This is a genomic window from Streptomyces sp. NPDC096132, from assembly GCF_044763345.1.
Classification (GTDB): domain Bacteria; phylum Actinomycetota; class Actinomycetes; order Streptomycetales; family Streptomycetaceae; genus Streptomyces.
Genome location: NZ_JBIWGA010000010.1, coordinates 199854 through 218770 on the forward strand (window position 1 = coordinate 199854; position 18917 = coordinate 218770).

Sequence of the window (18917 nt, forward strand, 5' to 3'; positions counted from 1 at the left end):
CATCCGTGCATGCCGTCATTCACGAGTCTGCGTTGCACACATCGTCGTCGTACAGCGGCGGCCCCGATCATTTCAGGCACTCCTGATTCACAGGAAAGCCCGCACAACCCCGCGCCGCCTCCACGAGTCGTGATCGTCGTCAGATCCTTTTACCGGCCGACGACCCTCACGACCGAGGAGTTCATAATCCCCGCCAGACGCACCACCGCAGCCGCCGCGACGGCGATCGTGCTCGCCTCCGTCGGCGGCCTGCTCACGGCCGTCGCCGTGCCCGCCTCCGCGGCCGCCACCTGCACCTCCCCCGTCTACAAGCGGCAGCTCTTCGCGAACACCACGTTCAAGGGCACCCCGAAGAAGACCGACTGCGACAGCGCGATCGACCAGAGTTGGAGCGGCGCCCCCGCCTCCGGCCTCCCGAAGGACACCTTCGGCGTCCGCTGGACCGTCACCCGCGACTTCGGCTCCGGCGGCCCCTTCGCCCTCGCCGCCTCCGGCCTCGACGGCATCCGCGTCTACATCGACGGCACCCGCAAGATCGACCTGTGGAAGAACACCTCCACCACGGTGTCGAAGACGGTCAACCTGACCATCCCGTCCGGCAAGCACACCCTCCGCGTCGACTACGTCAACTGGACCGGCAGCGCCAAGGTCAAGTTCAACTACGCCCCCCGCACCTCCGCCACCGTCGACAAGGTCAAGCCGCTCACGCCGGCCGGGGCTGCGGTGTCGTACGACGCGGAGACGGGAAGGGCCAAGCTGACCTGGGCGAAGAACAAGGAGATGGATCTCGCCGGGTACAAGGTCTACCGACGGCTGAAGGGCGCCTCCTTCGGCAGCAAGCCGCTCGCCACGACAGCGTCGACGTCGTACACGGACACCAGCCTCCCGGTGACCGGCGAGACCTACTACTACGAGGTCCGCGCCTACGACAAGACCGGCAACACCTCGACCGGCACCGCCGACCAAGGCGTCATCACCGTCGACACGACGGCGCCCGCCGCACCCATCGGCGTGGAGGACAACTGGGCCATCGGCAGCGTCACCACTGCGCGCTTCTTCTGGGAAGCGAACACCGAGTCGGACCTGGCCGGCTACCGGGTGTACCGGTCCGCGTCCTACCCCGTCGCCCTCACCGACACGAACCTGCTGAGCGGCCCGACACCGATCATCGCGAACTCCTACGCCGATGACCTGCCCACGACCGGCGAGACCTTCTACTACGTCGTCACCGCCGTCGACACCCACGGCAACGCGTCGGCGCCCTCGGGCACAGCCGAGTACTGGTCGAAGGACATCGACACCACCGCCCCGGTCTACGCCCCGGACGATGTGACGGCCGTCGACGCGGAGCGCGGCATCACCCTGAACTGGTCCTGGAGCACGGACGCGGACGCCGACATCTCGTACTTCTCCGTCTACCGGGACGGCGTCGGGATCGGCGGCAGGGGCGGAGAGTCCTACGTGGACACCGAGATCGAGCGTTCCACCACGCACACCTACTGGGTCCGTGCCGTGGACAGCCACGGCAACGTCGGCCCTGCTTCGAACTCCGTCACCATCGACCACGTCGGCGACTACACCGCCCCCGCCGCGGTGACCGGCCTGACCGCGACGGCGATGGGATACGGCGTCCGGCTCGACTGGGACGACAGCCCGGCCGAGGACCTCGCCGACCACCGCATCTACCGGGGTGTGTACGGCGACGGCGCCTGGACGTACACGGACATCACCGACAGCCTTCCGTACGGCTCCACCTGGTCCCAGAACCGGGAGCTGAACCTGCCTGACGGTGAGAACCTGCGGTATGTGGTCGTGGCCGTCGACAATGACGGCAACGCCCTGGACATCGATTCCGCCGCCTTCGTCGAGGTCACCGAACTCGACCTGATGCCGACGGAGACCTATCCGGATGAGTCGGACATCCTCTACGTGGAAGGCGAGCACTACTCCACAGAAGGCCATCTCACCGTGGGCTACAGCCCGGAGAACGACACCTACGGCACGGCGACCGGCTACTACGTCTACCGCTGGGACACCGTCGCACAGGCCTACGTCAGGCTCAGCGAGACACCAACGCCCTTCGGCGACACGTACTCGGACTACACCGCACCGACCGACACGACCGTCTTCTACAAAGTCACCGCCGTGTACGCGGACGGGACCGAATCGATGCCCGTAGGCGACCACGTGTTCCGCACCACCGGCACTACCGCATGAGGACGACCGTGGTCACCATGCCGGCCGTCTGACCGGGACAGCGTGAAGGGGGCCCGGAGAGAGATCCGGGCCCCCTTCACATGAGTACCTCAGTCCTTGGCCTTCTTCGGCCGCCACACCACCAGCGCGCTGGTCTGCTGGACCTCCTGGTACGGGACCAGGTCACGGCGGTAGGAGGCGTGGACCGCTGCCTCGCGCTGTTGCATCGCGGCCGCCGCGCCGTCCAGGGCGGACTGCAGCTCGGCCACCCGGGACTGCAGGGCGGCCACCTGGTTCTCCAGCTCGATGATCCGCTTGATGCCGGCCAGGTTGATGCCCTCGTCCTGTGACAACTGCTGGACGGTGCGCAGCAGTTCGATGTCACGGGCCGAGTAGCGGCGGCCCCGGCCGGCGGTGCGGTCGGGGGAGACCAGGCCCAGACGGTCGTACTGGCGCAGCGTCTGCGGGTGCAGGCCGGAGAGCTGGGCCGCCACCGAGATGACGTAGACCGGGGTCTCCTCGGTCAGTTCATACGGCCCACGAAAAGTGTCACCGCGTCGACGGCCGTCCATCACTCTCAAGCTCCCTTCGCGGCCTCGAACAGCTCGGCCCGCGGGTCCTCTTCCGCGGTCGCCTCGCGATACGCCTCCAGTGCGTCACGAGCCTTCCCCGTCACGTCCTTCGGGACACTCACCTCCACGGTGACCAGCAGGTCGCCGCGAGTGCCGTCCTTACGGACCGCGCCCTTGCCCCGCGCCCGCATGGTGCGGCCGTTGGGCGTGCCGGGCGGCAGCTTCAGGGTCAGGGACGGGCCGCCGAGGGTGGGGACCCTGATCTCGCCGCCCAGGGCCGCCTCGGCGAACGTCACCGGCACCGTCACCGTGAGGTTGTCGTCCTTGCGGCCGAACACCGGGTGGGCGCCGACATGGACGACGACGTAGAGGTCGCCGGACGGGCCGCCGCGCTCGCCCGGTGCGCCCTTGCCGCGGAGGCGGATGCGCTGGCCGTCCGTGACCCCGGCGGGGATGCGGACCTGCATGGTCCTGGACGACTTCGCGCGGCCGCTGCCCTTGCACTCCAGGCAGGGGTGCTCCGCGATCAGACCGCGGCCCTTGCAGTCGGGGCAGGGGTCGGTGAGCGAGAACCCGCCGCCCGAGCCCCGGGCCACCTGGCCGGTGCCGACGCAGGTCGGGCACACGCGCGGTGTGCCGTTCTTGTCGCCGGTGCCGGAGCAGGCCTTGCACGGGGACTGCGAGGACATGCGCAGCGGGACCGTCGCGCCCTCGATGGCCTCCGTGAAGGTCAGGGTGACCTCGGTGTCGATGTCCTGCCCGCGCCGCGGCTGCGTACGGGGCGTACCGCCGCCGCCGCGGTTGAACAGGCCACCGAAGACGTCCCCGATGCCGCCGCCGAAGCCGCCGGATCCGCCCCCGCCCTGGGCGCCGCCTCCGAAGAGGTCGCCCAGGTCGAAGTTGAAGTTGCCGCCGGCGCCCGGCCCGGGGCGGAAGCCGCCGTTGCCGAAGAGGGCGCGTGCCTCGTCGTACTCCTTGCGCTTCTTGGGGTCGCCGAGGACGTCGTTCGCCTCGGAGATCTCCTTGAAGCGCTCCTCCGCCTTGGCGTTGCCTTTGTTGGCGTCCGGGTGGAACTCGCGGGCGAGCTTCCGGTACGCCTTCTTGATCTCGGCCTCGGTGGCGTCCTTGGGGACGCCGAGGACCTTGTAGAAGTCCTTCTCGATGAAGTCCTTGGTGCTCATCCCCGACGTGCCCCCTTTCCGGTGTTCCCCTCGGTGTCTACGTCAGCCCTCCTCAGGGCCGTTGTCCTTCTCTTCGCCGGGCTCGGCGGAGGCCTCCTCGGCCTTCACCGTCTGGGCGCCGGGCTGGGGCTCGGCGACGGCCACCCGCGCGGGGCGGATGGTGCGCTCGCCGATTCGATACCCGGGCTGCAGAATCGCCACGCACGTCGTCTCGGTGACATCGGGCGCGTACGAGTGCATCAGGGCCTCGTGGATCGTCGGGTCGAAGGGCTCGCCCTCCTTGCCGAACTGCTGCAGGCCCATCTTGGCCGCGACGGTCTCGAGCGACTCGGCGACGGACTTGAAGCCGCCGACGAGTTCGCCGTGGTCCCGCGCGCGGCCGATGTCGTCGAGCACGGGCAGGAGCTCGGTCAGGAGGTTCGCGATGGCGATCTCCTTGACGGCGATCCGGTCGCGCTCGACCCGGCGGCGGTAGTTCTGGTACTCGGCCTGGAGGCGCTGGAGATCCGCGGTGCGCTCGCCGAGCGCGGTGCGCACCTGGTCCAGCTGGGCCACCAGACCCGCTGTCTGGTTCGCGTCCCCGGCCGGGGCCGCCCCCTCCCCCGAGGAGGGGGAGGCGGCCTTCGGCTCGGCGTCTTCAGGGGTGGCGCCGGAGGGGACGTCGGGCTTCTCCTCGAAGCCCGGGGTCTCCTCCGTCACGCGGCACCGTCCTTGCGCTCGTCGTCCACGATCTCGGCGTCCACGACGTCGTCGTCGGCCTTCGGGGCCTCACCGGCACCGCCGGCGGTGGCCTGCCCGGCCTGGGCGTCGGCGTAGAGGGCCTGGCCGAGCTTCTGTGAGACGGCCGCGACCTTCTCGGTGGCGGTACGGATCTCCGCGGTGTCCTCGCCCTTGAGCTTCTCCTTCAGCTCGGCGACGGCCGCCTCGACCTCGGTCTTGATCTCGCCCGGGACCTTGTCGTCGTTGTCCTTGAGGAACTTCTCGGTCTGGTAGACGAGCTGCTCGCCCTGGTTGCGGGCCTCGGCTGCCTCGCGGCGGCGGTGGTCCTCGTCCGCGTACTGCTCGGCCTCCTGGCGCATGCGGTCGACCTCGTCCTTCGGCAGCGAGGAGCCGCCGGTGACGGTCATCTTCTGCTCCTTGCCCGTGCCGAGGTCCTTCGCGGTCACGTGCATGATGCCGTTGGCGTCGATGTCGAAGGAGACCTCGATCTGCGGGACGCCACGCGGGGCCGGCGGCAGACCGGTCAGCTCGAACATGCCGAGCTTCTTGTTGTACGCCGCGATCTCGCGCTCGCCCTGGTAGACCTGGATCTGCACGGACGGCTGGTTGTCCTCGGCCGTCGTGAAGATCTCGGACCGCTTGGTCGGGATCGTGGTGTTGCGGTCGATCAGCTTGGTCATGATGCCGCCCTTGGTCTCGATGCCGAGGGACAGCGGGGTCACGTCGAGGAGCAGGACGTCCTTGACCTCACCCTTGAGGACACCGGCCTGGAGCGAGGCGCCGATGGCGACGACCTCGTCCGGGTTCACACCCTTGTTGGCGTCCTTGCCGCCGGTCAGCTCCTTGACGAGCTCGGCGACGGCGGGCATACGGGTCGAACCGCCGACGAGAACGACGTGGTCGATCTCGGAGAGGGAGATGCCGGCGTCCTTGATGACGTTGTGGAACGGCGTCTTGCAGCGCTCCAGCAGGTCCGCGGTCAGCTGCTGGAACTGGGCGCGGGTGAGCTTCTCGTCCAGGTGCAGCGGGCCCTCGGCGGACGCCGTGATGTACGGCAGGTTGATCGAGGTCTCGGTGGACGAGGACAGCTCGATCTTCGCCTTCTCGGCGGCCTCGCGCAGGCGCTGCAGCGCCATCTTGTCCTTGGAGAGGTCCACGCCGTGGCCGGCCTGGAACTGCTTGACCAGGTAGTCCATGACGCGCTGGTCCCAGTCGTCACCACCGAGGTGGTTGTCACCGTTGGTGGCCTTCACCTCGACGACGCCGTCACCGATCTCCAGGAGGGACACGTCGAAGGTGCCGCCACCGAGGTCGAAGACGAGGATGATCTGTTCGTCCTTGTCGAGGCCGTAGGCGAGCGCGGCCGCGGTGGGCTCGTTGACGATACGAAGGACGTTCAGACCGGCGATCTCGCCGGCCTCCTTCGTCGCCTGGCGCTCGGAGTCGTTGAAGTACGCCGGGACGGTGATGACCGCGTCGGTCACCTTCTCGCCCAGGTAGGCCTCGGCGTCGCGCTTCAGCTTCTGCAGGATGAACGCGGAGATCTGCTGCGGGTTGAAGGGCTTCCCGTCGAGCTCGATCTTCCAGTCGGTGCCCATGTGGCGCTTCACCGAGCGGATGGTCCGGTCCACGTTCGTGACCGCCTGGCGCTTGGCGACCTCGCCGACCAGCACCTCACCGTTCTTGGCGAAGGCGACGACGGACGGCGTGGTCCTGGCACCCTCGGCGTTGGTGATGACGGTGGGCTCGCCGCCCTCCAGAACGCTGACGACGGAGTTGGTTGTGCCCAGGTCGATGCCGACCGCACGTGCCATGGTGATCTTCCTCCAGCTGACTTGAGTGGAACGGACTCAAGTGTGCACGAGGCTCGCCACTGGGTCAACAGACCTGAGTCGGACCCACTCAACTCTTATCCGTTCCTTACACGCAAGGAGCCGTTGACCTGGGAAGACGCACCTCGACCGACTCGACGATCACCCGTTTCAGGGTGCTCCACAGCGGACTCGGATTGACGCCGGGGGCCGTACACCGCCGCCCGGCGGGCACCGGGGCGAGCACCCTGACGGGACCCGGAGCGGGGTCCGAAGCGGGCGCCGGCACGAGGGTCGCGACGACCGGCACGCGCGGGTGCGGCGCCGTACGGGCCACGCGCGCGTGGCGGCCCGTACACCGGCACCCGCAGCAGTCCGAGTACGACGACCAGGGCCCCGCCGGCCACCCACCACACCGCCTGCGCGTCGACCCATCCAGTGTGCGCGAGGGTCCCGACGAGTACCCCGGAGAAGGCGGCCGCGCCGATCAGCACCGCCACCCCCTGCGGGGTGAGGCCGAGCCGCCGCAGCCGGTGCGCCAGATGGTCGGGGCCGCCGCGCAGCAGGGGTCGCCCGGCCAGCCGCCGCGCCACCGCGACGAGGACGGCGTCGGCGGCCGCGACGGCCGTGAGGGCGAACAGCACGCCCGCCCCCTCGGCCTCGTCGCCGCCCGCGCGCGCGGTGACCGCGGCGGTGGCGAGCAGGAAGCCGGCGAACAGCGAGCCGCACGAGCCGAGCGCCACGCGCGCGGGGGGCCAGTTGTGCATCAGGAAGCCGGTCAGCGCGGCGGCCAGCACGCTCATCAGCACCGCCGGCCCGTCCAGCACCTCCACCGCGGCGCACGCGGCGGCCCCGAACGCGGTGACGACGCCGACCGTGCCGGCCACCCCGTCCGCGTGGTCGAGGGACCGGAAGGCCAGCGCCACGAAGGTGATCCAGCCGACGGCAACCGCTCCGGCGAGCACGCCCGTGTCGCCGTACGGCACGACGAAGGCGGCCGCCACCGCCGTACCGAGGACCAGGAGCCGGGCCTTGAGCCGCCACACGTCCGCGACCAGCCCGAGTCCCGCGACGGCGCCCGCGGCGATGAGCAGCACGCCGATGTCGTCACCGAGCGGGGCGATCCCCCACCGGTCCCCGGCGATCGCGACGAGGCAGGTGGCGAGGACGACGGCGATTCCCCCGGAGAGCGGCACCCGCCGCTGTCGCTGCCGCCGCTCGACGAACCCGAGGCGCAGAGCGGGCACGCGCAGCAGGGCGGCGAGGACGGCGGCGAGGAAGAGGGCGGTGGTGGCGGCGGCGATCCCGTAGAGCACGGATATAAATTAGTCACAAATGTACCAATTTGGTACGAATAACACGGTCAGACTCTGAGGTGACCCTCAGCGATCCAGATCACCTCACTGCCAGCTACAGTGCGACGCAGGATGGGGGTAGTCTCAGACGGACTGCATAAGTTACCGCTTAGTAATTTCGCCCGAGGAGCCCCCTCATGCAACTCGCCGCGATCATCGTGTCGCTGGTCCTGACCGTGGTCGGCGTCGCGCTGCTCGCACGCGCCATCGGTCAGTTCGTCCGGTACTTCAAACTGGGCCAGCCGGTGCCCGCCGGCAGCCGGACCGACAACCCGTACGCGCGCAGCGTGACCCTGGTACGCGAGTTCCTCGGCCACACGCGGATGAACCGCTGGGGCATCGTGGGCTTCGCCCACTGGTTCGTCGCCGTGGGCTTCCTCACCCTGCCGCCGACCCTGGCGCAGGCCTTCGGCCAGCTCTTCGAGGCCGACTGGACGCTGCCGATCATCGGCGGGTTCCTGCCGTTCGAGATGTACATCGAGTTCATCGGTGTGATGACGGTCCTCGGCATCGCCGTGCTCATCGTGATCCGCCTGCTGAACCTGCCGTCGCGCCCGGGCCGCAAGTCCCGCTTCGCGGGCTCCAAGGCCGGCCAGGCGTACTTCGTCGAGTACGTCATCCTCACCATCGGCCTGGCGATCTACCTGCTGCGCGGCCTCGAGGGCGCGATCCACCACGTGGAGCACTACGAGGCCGCGTACTTCGCCTCGTACCCCCTGGTCCTGGCCTTCAAGGGGCTGGGCGTCACCACACTGCAGAACCTGATCTACCTCACCGCGATGGTGAAGATCAGCACCTCGTTCATCTGGATGATCGTGGTCTCGCTCAACACCAACATGGGCGTGGCCTGGCACCGCTTCCTGGCGTTCCCGAACATCTGGTTCAAGCGCAACGCCACCGGTGAGACGGCCCTCGGCGGCCTCCAGCCGATGACCTCCGGCGGCAAGCCGATCGACTTCACCGACCCCGGTGACGACGACGTCTTCGGCGTCTCCCAGGTCGAGCAGTTCTCCTGGAAGGGCCTGCTCGACTTCTCCACCTGCACCGAGTGCGGCCGCTGCCAGTCGCAGTGCCCCGCCTGGAACACCGGCAAGCCGCTCTCCCCCAAGCTGCTGATCATGTCCCTGCGGGACCACGCCCACGCCAAGGCGCCCTACCTGCTCGCGGGTGGCGGCAAGACCATGGAGGGCGAGGAGAAGGCCTCTGCCGAGGCTTTGAAGGACGTCCCGGCGGCGGCTCTCGCGGAGGCCGAGCGCCCGCTGATCGGCACCGCCGAGGAGAACGGCGTCATCGACCCGGACGTCCTGTGGTCCTGCACCACCTGCGGCGCCTGCGTCGAGCAGTGCCCCGTCGACATCGAGCACGTCGACCACATCGTCGACATGCGCCGCTACCAGGTCATGATCGAGTCCTCGTTCCCCTCCGAGGCGGGCACGATGCTCAAGAACCTGGAGAAGAAGGGCAACCCCTGGGGCCTGGCCAAGAAGCAGCGCCTGGAGTGGACGAAGGAAGTCGACTTCGAGATCCCGGTCGTCGGCAAGGACATCGAGGACCTCACCGAGGTCGAGTACCTCTACTGGGTCGGCTGTGCCGGCGCCCTCGAGGACCGCGCGAAGAAGACCACCAAGGCCTTCGCCGAGCTGCTGCACATGGCGGGCGTCAAGTTCGCGATCATGGGCGGCGACGAGAAGTGCACCGGCGACTCCGCCCGCCGCCTCGGCAACGAGCCCCTGTTCCAGGAGCTCGGCATGGAGAACGTGGCCGCGCTGAACATGGCCTTCGGCGAGGACGACGACGATCCGGAGACGAAGAAGCCGAAGTCGGCGAAGAAGATCGTCGCCACCTGCCCGCACTGCCTCAACACGATCGGCAACGAGTACCCGCAGCTCGGCGGCGACTACGAGGTCATCCACCACACCCAGCTGCTCCAGCACCTCGTCGACGAGGGCAAGCTGATCCCGGTGACCCCGGTCGAGGGCATCATCACCTACCACGACCCCTGCTACCTGGGCCGCCACAACAAGATCTACACGCCCCCGCGCGAGATCATGTCCGCCGTCCCCGGCCTGCGCCAGCAGGAGATGCACCGCCACAAGGAACGCGGCTTCTGCTGCGGCGCCGGCGGCGCGCGGATGTGGATGGAGGAGCGGATCGGCAAGCGCATCAACAACGAGCGCGTCGACGAGGCCCTGTCCCTGAACCCGGACATCGTCTCGACCGCCTGCCCCTTCTGCCTCGTCATGCTCACGGACTCCGTGAACGGCAAGAAGAACGAGGGCAAGGCCAAGGAGTCCATCACGGTCGTGGACGTCGCCCAGCTCCTGCTGGAGTCGGTCAAGACCCCGGTCGACGACGAGCCCCCGGCGGGCGAGACGGAGACGGAGAACGAGCCGGAGCCTGCTCCGGTGAAGTAGCTCCCAGCCACCCCACGAACGCCCCCGCGCCCCTCTCCGGCACGGGGGCGTTCGCCGTTCCCGCCCGGCACGGCCACCCCGAGAATTCACCCAACTCCCCTACAACCCTTGCCGGTTACCACTGGTCTCCTGATCGCCGACCCATTCGCCGAGCGGTATGCCGCCGCACTCAGGAGAACCCGTTGCGCACGCCCAAGCTCGCCGCCCTCACGGCCACCGTACTGACCGCCGCCCTGGCCCCCCTGGCCCTGCCCGACCCCGCCGCCGCAGCCCCCGCCAAGTACGCGGACGACTTCAACGGCGACGGCTACCGCGACCTCGTCACCGCCGCCCCCGGCGCCACCGTCGGCGGCAAGGCGCGGGCCGGCGCCGTCGTGGTGAACTACGGTTCCCGGTCCGGGATCAAGGCCTCCCGACGCACCGTCATCACCCAGGACTACCCCGGCATCCCGGGCGCGGCCGAGAAGGACGACGGGTTCGGCTCGGCGCTCGCCTTCGGCGACCTCAACAACGACGGATACGCCGACCTGGTCGTCGGCGTCGAGGACGAGGACGCCGAGGCCGGCACCGCGGTGATCGTCTGGGGCGGCCGCAACGGCCTCTCCGGCGCCCGGTCCGTCCCCGACCCCGCCCCCTCCGCCCACCAGCGCTACGGCATGTCCCTGGCCGTCGGCGACTTCACCGGGGACCACAAGGCCGACCTGGCCGTCGGCAGCACCGGCAAAGACGTGTGGATCTTCAAGGGCGGCTTCACCAAGGGCGCGGGCGCCGCGTCGCGCTCCGCCCTGAACACCGACCTGTACACCGGCAACATCTACGGCGCCCAGTCCCTGGCCGCCGGCGACGTCGACGGCGACGGCACCGACGACCTGGTGATCAGCGGGACCTACCACCCGGACGACTCGACGTTCGTGGACGGCAACCTGGTGTACCGGGGCTCCCGCTCCGGCTTCACCCTTCAGCGGGTGCTGAGCAGCGGCGGCTGGCGCACGGCCGTCGTCGGCGACCTCAACCATGACGGCTACGACGACGTCGTCACCTCCGCGGCCCCGGGCACCGTCTCCGCGAACGACGGCGGCTCGGTCCGCGCCTATCTGGGCGGCGTGAGCGGCGTACGCGCCACGCCCCAGGCGACGATCACCCAGAACAGCCCCGGTGTCCCCGACACCGCCGAGTCCAGTGACTGGTTCGGCGACTCCCTCTCCGTCGGCGACGTCAACGGCGACGGCTACGCGGACGTCGCCGTCGGCGCGCCCTTCGAGGCTCTGGGCAGCGCCTGGCAGACCGGCGCCGTCACACTGTTGCGCGGCTCCGCCGCCGGTCTGACGGGCACGGGCGCGAGGACGTACTCCCAGAACACGGCCGGCGTGCCCGGCGGCAACGAGGACAACGACTTCTTCGGCAGCGCCGTCCACCTCGCCGACCTCAACGGCGACCGCAAGGCCGACCTGAGCGTCGGCGCCCGCAACGAGAACAACGGGGACGGCACCGTGACGACCCTGCGCGGCTCCGCCTCCGGCCTGACGACGACCGGCGCGGTGAGCTTCGGTCCGGCGGCGACGGGGGTCTCGGCGACGGGATATCCGCAGCTGGGCTTCACCTTCGGGCAGTGAGGCGGCCACCGTCAAAGCCGCCTGCCCGTGGGGGAGTTTTCCCCTAGGGACGTTCCCCTTAAGGGATGTCACAGCTCGGCAGCAAAGGTGACCCGGAGCCGTACGGCCGTCACGCCGACCCCCGGGACCAGGTACGTTCGAGTACGTGGCTGGATTCAGGATCGGACGTGGCGGCCGTGATGGCCGCGCCCCCCAAGCGCGACCGCAACACCCTCCGTACGGGCAGCAGGCGCCGCAGGGCCAACCCTCGGGGCCGTCGTACGGCTACCCGCAGCCGGCGGGGCAGCCGTACCCGCCGCAGTACCGGGGCGGCCAGCAGCCGCCGTACGGCGGTGGGAGCGGGAGCGGTCAGTGGCCGCCGCACGGGAACGGCGGCGGCAACGACGAGCCGGAGTACTTCGGTGGCGGCGCGCCGCACGACCCGTACGCGGCGAACAACCCCGGGCACACCCAGGCGTTCTCGGTCGGCGAGCACCAGCAGTACAGCCAGGGTGAGACCTATCACGCCGGTCCCGCCGCGCCCTCGGGCCCGATCGGGCCGCGTCTGCACTGGAAGGAGCTGCTGCGGGGCATCGTCGTCGCCCCGAACCAGACGTTCCTGCAGATGCGGGACTACACGATGTGGGGCCCGGCCCTCGTCGTCACCTTCCTCTACGGCCTGCTCGCGGTCTTCGGCTTCGACGACACCCGCTCGGACGCGATCAACGCCACCCTCTCCAACGCGATCCCGATCGTCCTGACGACGGCCGTGGCGATGGTGGTGTCGGCGTTCATCCTGGGCGTGGTCACCCACACCCTGGCCCGCCAGCTCGGCGGCAACGGCGCGTGGCAGCCCACGGTCGGCCTCTCCATGCTGATCACGTCCCTGACGGACGCGCCGCGTCTGGTCGTGGCGATGTTCTTCGGCGGCGACGCGTCCTTCGTACAGCTGCTCGGCTGGGCGACCTGGGTGGCGGCCGGCGCCCTGCTGACGCTGATGGTCAGCCGCTCCCACGACCTGCCCTGGCCGAAGGCGCTGGGCGCGTCGGCGATCCAGCTGATCGCGCTGCTGTCGATCGTGAAGCTGGGCACGTTCTGACACGTCCCGCGACAGGCGTGAGGGGCCCCCGTCCACCTGGACGGGGGCCCCTTCGTCAGAGTGCTTCCTTGGACGGAGTGACCGGCTCCCCCGACTTGCGCACCACGGGCAGGACGCTCCACGGGAAGTTGATCCAGTCGTCGGTGCGCTGCCAGACGTACTCGCACTTCACCAGGGACTGCGACTTCTCGTAGATGACGGCGGAGCGGACCTCGGCGACGTGGTCCAGGCAGAAGTCGTGCACGAGCTTCAGCGTCTTGCCGGTGTCGGCCACGTCGTCCGCGATCAGGACCTTCTTGTCGGTGAAGTCGATCACGTTGGGGACGGGGGACAGCATCACGGGCATTTCGAGCGTCTGCCCCACACCGGTGTAGAACTCGACGTTCACCAGGTGGATGTTCTTGCAGTCGAGCGCATAGGCGAGCCCGCCGGCGACGAAGACACCGCCGCGGGCGATGCTGAGCACGATGTCGGGCTCGTACCCGTCGTCGGCGATGACCTGCGCGAGCTCGCGTACGGCGACGCCGAACCGCTCGTAGGTCAGATTCTCGCGCCGTACGTCCGAGCCGCTCATACCGCCGCCCTCACACCTGGGTCCGATGGAAGTTGAGGTAGGACCGCGAGGCGGTGGGGCCGCGCTGGCCCTGGTACCGGGAGCCGTACTGCTCGCTGCCGTACGGATGCTCGGCCGGCGAGCTGAGCCGGAACATGCACAGCTGTCCGATCTTCATACCGGGCCAGAGCTTGATCGGGAGCGTGGCCAGGTTGGACAGCTCGAGGGTGACGTGCCCGGAGAACCCGGGGTCGATGAAGCCGGCCGTGGAGTGCGTGACGAGCCCGAGCCGTCCGAGGGAGCTCTTCCCCTCCAGGCGCGAGGCAAGATCGTCGGGCAGCGAGATGACCTCGTACGTCGACGCGAGCACGAACTCCCCGGGGTGCAGGATGAACGGCTCGTCCCCCTCCGGCTCCACGAGCCGCGTCAGGTCCGCCTGCTCGATGGAGGGGTCGATGTGGGGGTACCGGTGGTTCTCGAACACCCGGAAGAAGCGGTCCAGCCGTACGTCGATGCTCGACGGCTGCACCATGGATTCGTCGTAGGGATCGATCCGTACCCGCCCGGCATCGATCTCGGCCCGGATGTCCTTGTCTGAGAGAAGCACGCCCCGAGGATACGCAAGACGCGCGGAGCCCCCGCAATCAGGACGACTCCGCGCGTCAGACCTCTTCCGTCCCTACCGCTTCTCGAGGGTCACCGGCACCGCACTGCGGAGCCGGGCACACCGCGGACAGCGAACGAGCCGTCCGGGGCCGAGCCGCTCGGCCTGCTGCATCGGGAACGAAGCGGTGCTGAACACGTGCCCATCGGCACAACGGACGACGGTGCGCTCCATCAAGTCCTAGAGTCCCTTCCCCAAAGAGCCGCGTCCGGCTGCTGCTCGCCGGACAACGAACGCCACATTACGGGACGAACGGGACGGCCCTCCAGGCGGCACTCCGACCCCGCCCGACCCCTCTTCCGCACCCCCACCGTACGCCCCAACTCCGGCCGCCCGCACCCGGATCCCACCCCCTGAAACGCGCACGGACCCCTCGGCTTCAGCGCCGGGGGCCCGGGATGTTGTACAGTGACGAGGCAATCGGACACCGGCCCTGACCGGCGTCTTACGCGGGTGTAGTTTAATGGTAGAACATCAGCTTCCCAAGCTGAGAGCGCGAGTTCGATTCTCGTCACCCGCTCCACGAAGAAGGCCCAGCTCGGAGAGCCGGGCCTTTTTGCTGTGCTCTGCGATCACTCGCCGCGTACCTTCCGTAGCCGTTCGTCGGCCGGCCCGGTTCGGGGGAGCAGGCGGACGGCGGCCCCAGGGTCCTTACTGTTTGTGGCCGTTGCCGTGTCCGTTGGGATGCAGGACCACCTTGGTCCAGCCCTCGTCACGGGCGTCGAAGTGCTCGTAGGCGGTGGGGGCCTCGTCCAGACTGAGTTCGTGGGAGACGACGAAGCTCGGCTTCGCCTTCTCGCCGGCGATCAGGTCCCGCAGTGCCCGGTTGTACTTCTTCACCGGCGCCTGTCCGGTCCCCATGTGCTGTCCCTTGAACCACATCATCCCGAAGTCGATCGGGACCTTGCCCTGTGCCTCCAACTCACCCTGGGCTTCCGCGCCGCCGGGATCCTGGGGCAGGAACACGCCCACCACGCCGATGTCGCCCGTGAACCTGACCGAGTCGATCAGGCCGTTGAGCGTGAGGCTGGCATCCTCGTGTCCCTGGGGGTCGTGTGCCTGGTAGCCGACGCACTCACAGCCGTTGTCGGCGCCCAGACCGAGGGTGGCCTCCTTGACGACCTCCGACGGGTTCTGCTCGGCGGTGTTGATCGGGATGGCGCCGATCTCCTCCGCCTTGCGCAGCCGGTCGGGCTGGTGGTCGGCCGCCCAGACGCGGCCGGCGCCCTTGAGGAGGGCGGAGTAGGTCGCCATGAGCCCGACGGGGCCGGCCCCGAAGACGATGGTCTGGTCGCCCGGCTTGACGTGGGCCATCTCGGTGGCGTGATAGCCGGTGGGGAAGATGTCGGCGAGCATCACGTAGTCGGTCTGCCGCTCGGCGGCGTCCTCGCCCAGACGCAGCGCGTTGAAGTCGCCGTAGGGCACGCGCAGCAGCTCCGCCTGGCCGCCCTGGTAGGGGCCCATGTCGGCGAATCCGTAGGCGGCTCCGGCGAGGGCCGGATCCGGCTGCATGGTCAGGCAGTAGTTGGTCAGACCCTGCTCGCACTGCTTGCAGAAGCCGCAGGCGATGTTGAAGGGCAGGACCACATACTCGCCGACCTGGACCTTGCGGACGGCCGAGCCGACCTCCACGACCTGGCCCATGTTCTCGTGTCCCAGGGTGCGGCCGGACTCGAACGAGGTGCGGCCCTCGTACATGTGCAGGTCCGAACCGCAGATATTGGTGGTGGTGATCTTGACGATGATGTCGCAGGGGTGTTCGATCTTCGCGTCCGGTACGTCCTTCACCGTGACCGTTCGCGGTCCTTCATATACCGCTGCTTTCATGATGACTTCCCTTGGTGTCGCGGCATGACCGCGGCACGGCGATGATGAGACGGCGCAAAGATCCTGACTCTCGGAAGTTGCTACGCCGGGTCCGTGGCTCCGGCACGCCTCTACGGGCCGTCCATCCGGATCGGATGGAACGGTGGTTCCGCCACCGGCCCGCCAGGCGGAGCTTCGGCGCCCGGCGGCGTGCCGTGCGAGTCCCCATCGGCCTCCGACGCGAAACAACCATTCCCCGATCGATCAGCGGTTTTCTTCGCATCCAGCCGGCCACCGACCAAAGACGCATCTCCGACTCAGGTCACCGTCTCCTGCAGCCGGGTCACGGTGAACAGCGGGAAGCCGATCGTGATCGGGGTCAAGGAGGAGGTCGAGGCGCGGGCCGCACGGTGAGCCTGCAGTTCAAGGCGGCGGGTTCGTTCTCGTACACGACGGTCAAGAAGGTGACGCGGACCGTCTCCCCTCGCAGAAGCGTCACCACAGTGCGTGGCGCTCTCAGTCACAGAAGCTCTGACCAGGCGTGCCAGAACCGTGCCAGGTCGTGCGGCGAACACTGGGCGTGCGGGGAGGCTGTGTCGATTCTCGCCGCCCATGCCGGATTGACGCCTTGGCTCAGACCTTTTCCGCCCTCACGCGTGGATGCTCGGCAGTGAGCAGCCCGATGTCTTCCCTATCGGAAGTCAGGATCGTCACCTGGCCGGGATGCTTTTTGTCCAGCCCCATTCGAGGGTGGCGCCAAGTCGTCGGCGCGAAGGGCCACTTGCTCGGCATGGGGTCCGGTCACGCACGCGGGGCGGGCCAGGAGTCGAGGGGGAGCGGGCCGCGGTCGATGACGGTGCGGATGCAGAAGGTGCTGCGGGCGTCGCGAACGGGGCCGATGGCCAGGATCTGGTCGGTGAGCACCTTTTCGAAGGTGCGTAGGTCAGGCACGGCCAGCTCGACGAAGAAGTCGGCGTCGCCGGAGACCACATGGCAGGCGACCACGTGGTCGATCGCCTTCAGTGCCTCTTCGACCACCTGGGAGGTGGTGCGGGAGTGCTCGACCTTGAGGGAGAGGAACACCGTCAGCCCGAGGCCGAGGCGCTCGCGGTCCAGCTCGGCCCGGTAGCCGGCCAGGACCCCGTCCTCCTCCAGCGCCTTGGTGCGGCGCAGGCAGGACGAGGGTGACAGGCGGACGGCCTCGGCGAGGTCGACGTTGGGGGTGCGGCCGTGGCGCTGGAGGTGGTCCAGGATCGCCCGGTCGATGCGGTCGTACAGAGGGCGTGGCATGAAATGCAGCGTATCGGCCGTATCGACGAACAATCCTGCGCTGCGACGCCGTACAGGCACTCACTACGCCATCGCGTGCGGGGCTCGGCGGCGCATTCTGGTCACGCGCCGCGGCCGCCGAGCCGGTCCGCTGCCGCCTCCGTACCCCCCTCTCACCGCCATCGGACTGCCTCATGCACCCCTTCCCCCTGGAACCCGACCGCGCGACGATGACCGAAATGGGCCGTCTCGTCCTGGACCGTGTCGTCGACCGCACCGACGAGCTCGCGGCCCGCCCCGCGACCAGCCCCCTGTCCCCGCAGGCCGAGGCCGACCTGGCGGAGTCCTTCCTGGCGCCGCCGCCCGCCCGGGGCGGTGACCTGAAGGCCCTGCTCGCGCGCCTGGACGAGGCCGCCGACTGCGCTCTGGAGACGGCCGGGCCCGGCCACCTGGCGTACATCCCGGGCAGCGGTCTGTACTCGGCCGCGCTCGCCGAGTTCTACAACCGTGCCGTCAACCGCTACGGCGGCCTGGCCTCGGTCGCCCCGGCCCTCGCCGCGCTGGAGGAGAGTGTGATCCGCTGGATGGCCCGCGCTGTGTGCGGCCTGCCGGAGGGCAGTGGTGGCCTGCTGACCAGCGGCGGTTCGATGGCCACCTTCTCCGCGACGGTCGCCGCCCGCCACCACGGGCTCGGCGAGGATCTCGCCGGCGGCACCGTCTACACGACCGCCTTCGCCCACCACTCCGTCGCCAAGGCCGCCCGCCTCGCCGGGATCCGCGCCGCGCACATACGTACCGTGCCGCACACCCCGGACCTGCGGATGGACCCGGAGGCCGCCGCGACGATGATCCGTGCCGACCGGGACGCCGGGCTGCGGCCGTTCCTGTTGGTGGCCACCGCCGGCACCACCGACACCGGCACCGTCGACCCGCTGCCTCAGCTGGCCGACCTGGCCCGCCGCGAGGACGTGTGGTTCCACATCGACGCGGCCTACGGAGGCTTCTTCCGGCTCACCGCACGCGGCGCGCAACGCCTCGCCGGCATGGAGCAGGCCGACTCGATCACCCTGGACCCGCACAAGACCCTGTTCATGCCGTTCGGCACCGGCGCCCTGGTCGTCCGCGACCTCGCCGCCCTGCACGCCGCGCACGAGGGCACCGGCAGCTACCTCCAGGACATGACGGCGGCGGGGAGCGTCCCGGACTCCGGTCACCTCGGACCCGAGCTGACCCACGAGATCCGCGGTCTGCGGGCCTGGCTCCCTCTCCACCTGCACGGAGTGGACGCCTTCCGCGAGGCCCTGGACGAGAAGCTCGACCTGGCCGAACACGTCCACGACACGCTGTCCGACGTCGCGGAGCTGGAGGTCCCGCAGCGCCCGGACCTGTCCACCGTGATCTTCCGCGTCCGCCCCGCCGACGGCAGCCCAGCCGCCGCCGAGCGGGCCGACGAGGCCAGTCGCCGTCTGCTGGAGCGCATCAACGGCCACCGGCGCATCGTGCTCTCCAGCACGGTTGTCGACAGCCGCTACACCCTGCGCGTCTGCGTGGTCTCCCACCGCACCCACCACGACCGCATCGCCGAAGCGCTGAGGATCATCACTGCCGAGGCCAAGCGCCACTCCATCGCGTAGCGCAATGTCAGCAGCCCCAGCGGCTTGGTGTGACGATCAGTGGCCCGAGGC

Annotated in this window: 14 protein-coding genes and 1 tRNA gene; 6 read left to right on the plus strand and 9 right to left on the minus strand. The window is 69.4% G+C overall.

Going from position 1 to position 18917, the window contains the following annotated elements; genetic code table 11:
• Window positions 1–183: 183 nt before the first annotated feature.
• On the plus strand, window positions 184–2217 hold the full coding sequence (locus ACIRF9_RS24510) for a fibronectin type III domain-containing protein (RefSeq protein WP_403826428.1): 2034 nt from the start codon (window positions 184–186) through the stop codon (window positions 2215–2217).
• A gap of 89 nt (window positions 2218–2306) precedes the next feature.
• On the opposite strand, the gene ACIRF9_RS24515 is transcribed toward ACIRF9_RS24510, so the two are convergent.
• The 5 genes from ACIRF9_RS24515 to ACIRF9_RS24535 form a co-directional block, all read right to left on the minus strand.
• A complete protein-coding gene (locus ACIRF9_RS24515) occupies window positions 2307–2768 on the minus strand; it encodes a heat shock protein transcriptional repressor HspR (RefSeq protein WP_403825995.1) in 462 nt (153 codons plus the stop codon).
• A gap of 5 nt (window positions 2769–2773) precedes the next feature.
• Window positions 2774–3949, minus strand: a complete 1176-nt coding sequence (gene dnaJ, locus ACIRF9_RS24520; protein WP_403825998.1) for a molecular chaperone DnaJ — start codon at window positions 3947–3949, stop codon at window positions 2774–2776.
• Between the two features lie 42 nt (window positions 3950–3991).
• Window positions 3992–4648, minus strand: a complete 657-nt coding sequence (grpE, locus tag ACIRF9_RS24525) for a nucleotide exchange factor GrpE (protein WP_403826001.1) — start codon at window positions 4646–4648, stop codon at window positions 3992–3994.
• Complete coding sequence (dnaK, locus tag ACIRF9_RS24530; RefSeq protein ID WP_403826003.1) at window positions 4645–6483, minus strand: molecular chaperone DnaK; 1839 nt, start codon at window positions 6481–6483, stop codon at window positions 4645–4647. Before dnaK ends, grpE begins: the two co-directional genes overlap by 4 nt.
• Before the next feature lie 95 nt (window positions 6484–6578).
• Window positions 6579–7796, minus strand: a complete 1218-nt coding sequence (locus ACIRF9_RS24535; protein WP_403826006.1) for an MraY family glycosyltransferase — start codon at window positions 7794–7796, stop codon at window positions 6579–6581.
• A gap of 176 nt (window positions 7797–7972) precedes the next feature.
• On the opposite strand from ACIRF9_RS24535, the gene ACIRF9_RS24540 reads away from it, so the two are divergent.
• From ACIRF9_RS24540 to ACIRF9_RS24550, 3 genes are all read left to right on the plus strand, one after another.
• A complete protein-coding gene (locus tag ACIRF9_RS24540; protein WP_403826008.1) occupies window positions 7973–10249 on the plus strand; it encodes a heterodisulfide reductase-related iron-sulfur binding cluster in 2277 nt (758 codons plus the stop codon).
• 182 nt (window positions 10250–10431) lie between these two features.
• A complete protein-coding gene (locus tag ACIRF9_RS24545) occupies window positions 10432–11862 on the plus strand; it encodes an FG-GAP and VCBS repeat-containing protein (RefSeq protein ID WP_403826011.1) in 1431 nt (476 codons plus the stop codon).
• 145 nt (window positions 11863–12007) lie between these two features.
• A complete protein-coding gene (locus ACIRF9_RS24550) occupies window positions 12008–12940 on the plus strand; it encodes a YIP1 family protein (protein WP_403826014.1) in 933 nt (310 codons plus the stop codon).
• Between the two features lie 55 nt (window positions 12941–12995).
• Here ACIRF9_RS24550 and ACIRF9_RS24555 read toward each other — a convergent pair whose 3' ends face one another.
• Both ACIRF9_RS24555 and dcd read right to left on the minus strand, forming a co-directional pair.
• The gene (locus ACIRF9_RS24555; protein WP_403826017.1) at window positions 12996–13514 is read right to left on the minus strand and encodes a phosphoribosyltransferase; all 519 of its coding nucleotides are present in this window, start codon (window positions 13512–13514) and stop codon (window positions 12996–12998) included.
• A gap of 10 nt (window positions 13515–13524) precedes the next feature.
• The gene (gene dcd, locus ACIRF9_RS24560; protein ID WP_403826019.1) at window positions 13525–14100 is read right to left on the minus strand and encodes a dCTP deaminase; all 576 of its coding nucleotides are present in this window, start codon (window positions 14098–14100) and stop codon (window positions 13525–13527) included.
• A gap of 506 nt (window positions 14101–14606) precedes the next feature.
• On the opposite strand from dcd, the gene ACIRF9_RS24565 reads away from it, so the two are divergent.
• Window positions 14607–14680 (plus strand) — tRNA-Gly (locus tag ACIRF9_RS24565).
• Window positions 14681–14808: 128 nt separating this feature from the next.
• Here the strand turns inward: ACIRF9_RS24565 and ACIRF9_RS24570 are convergent.
• Window positions 14809–15984 (minus strand): glutathione-independent formaldehyde dehydrogenase, encoded by a 1176-nt coding sequence (locus ACIRF9_RS24570; protein WP_403826021.1) that lies wholly within the window; start codon window positions 15982–15984, stop codon window positions 14809–14811.
• A 780-nt stretch (window positions 15985–16764) separates the two neighbouring features.
• Window positions 16765–17253: an Lrp/AsnC family transcriptional regulator gene (locus ACIRF9_RS24575; RefSeq protein WP_189717578.1), complete on the minus strand. Its 489-nt coding sequence runs from the start codon at window positions 17251–17253 to the stop codon at window positions 16765–16767.
• Window positions 17254–17426: 173 nt separating this feature from the next.
• Here ACIRF9_RS24575 and ACIRF9_RS24580 point away from each other — a divergent pair, with 173 nt between their 5' ends.
• On the plus strand, window positions 17427–18866 hold the full coding sequence (locus ACIRF9_RS24580; RefSeq protein ID WP_403826025.1) for a pyridoxal phosphate-dependent decarboxylase family protein: 1440 nt from the start codon (window positions 17427–17429) through the stop codon (window positions 18864–18866).
• Window positions 18867–18917: the final 51 nt, after the last annotated feature.

What these genes read in the sequence shown, in the direction of transcription:
- ACIRF9_RS24515 (WP_403825995.1), bottom strand. Translation starts at nt 2,768, where the DNA reads ATGGACGGCCGTCGACGCGGTGACACTTTTCGTGGGCCGTATGAACTG.
- dnaJ (WP_403825998.1), bottom strand. Translation starts at nt 3,949, where the DNA reads ATGAGCACCAAGGACTTCATCGAGAAGGACTTCTACAAGGTCCTCGGC.
- dnaK (WP_403826003.1), bottom strand. Translation starts at nt 6,483, where the DNA reads ATGGCACGTGCGGTCGGCATCGACCTGGGCACAACCAACTCCGTCGTC.
- ACIRF9_RS24540 (WP_403826008.1), top strand. Translation starts at nt 7,973, where the DNA reads ATGCAACTCGCCGCGATCATCGTGTCGCTGGTCCTGACCGTGGTCGGC.
- ACIRF9_RS24555 (WP_403826017.1), bottom strand. Translation starts at nt 13,514, where the DNA reads ATGAGCGGCTCGGACGTACGGCGCGAGAATCTGACCTACGAGCGGTTC.
- ACIRF9_RS24570 (WP_403826021.1), bottom strand. Translation starts at nt 15,984, where the DNA reads ATGAAAGCAGCGGTATATGAAGGACCGCGAACGGTCACGGTGAAGGAC.
- ACIRF9_RS24575 (WP_189717578.1), bottom strand. Translation starts at nt 17,253, where the DNA reads ATGCCACGCCCTCTGTACGACCGCATCGACCGGGCGATCCTGGACCAC.
- ACIRF9_RS24580 (WP_403826025.1), top strand. Translation starts at nt 17,427, where the DNA reads ATGCACCCCTTCCCCCTGGAACCCGACCGCGCGACGATGACCGAAATG.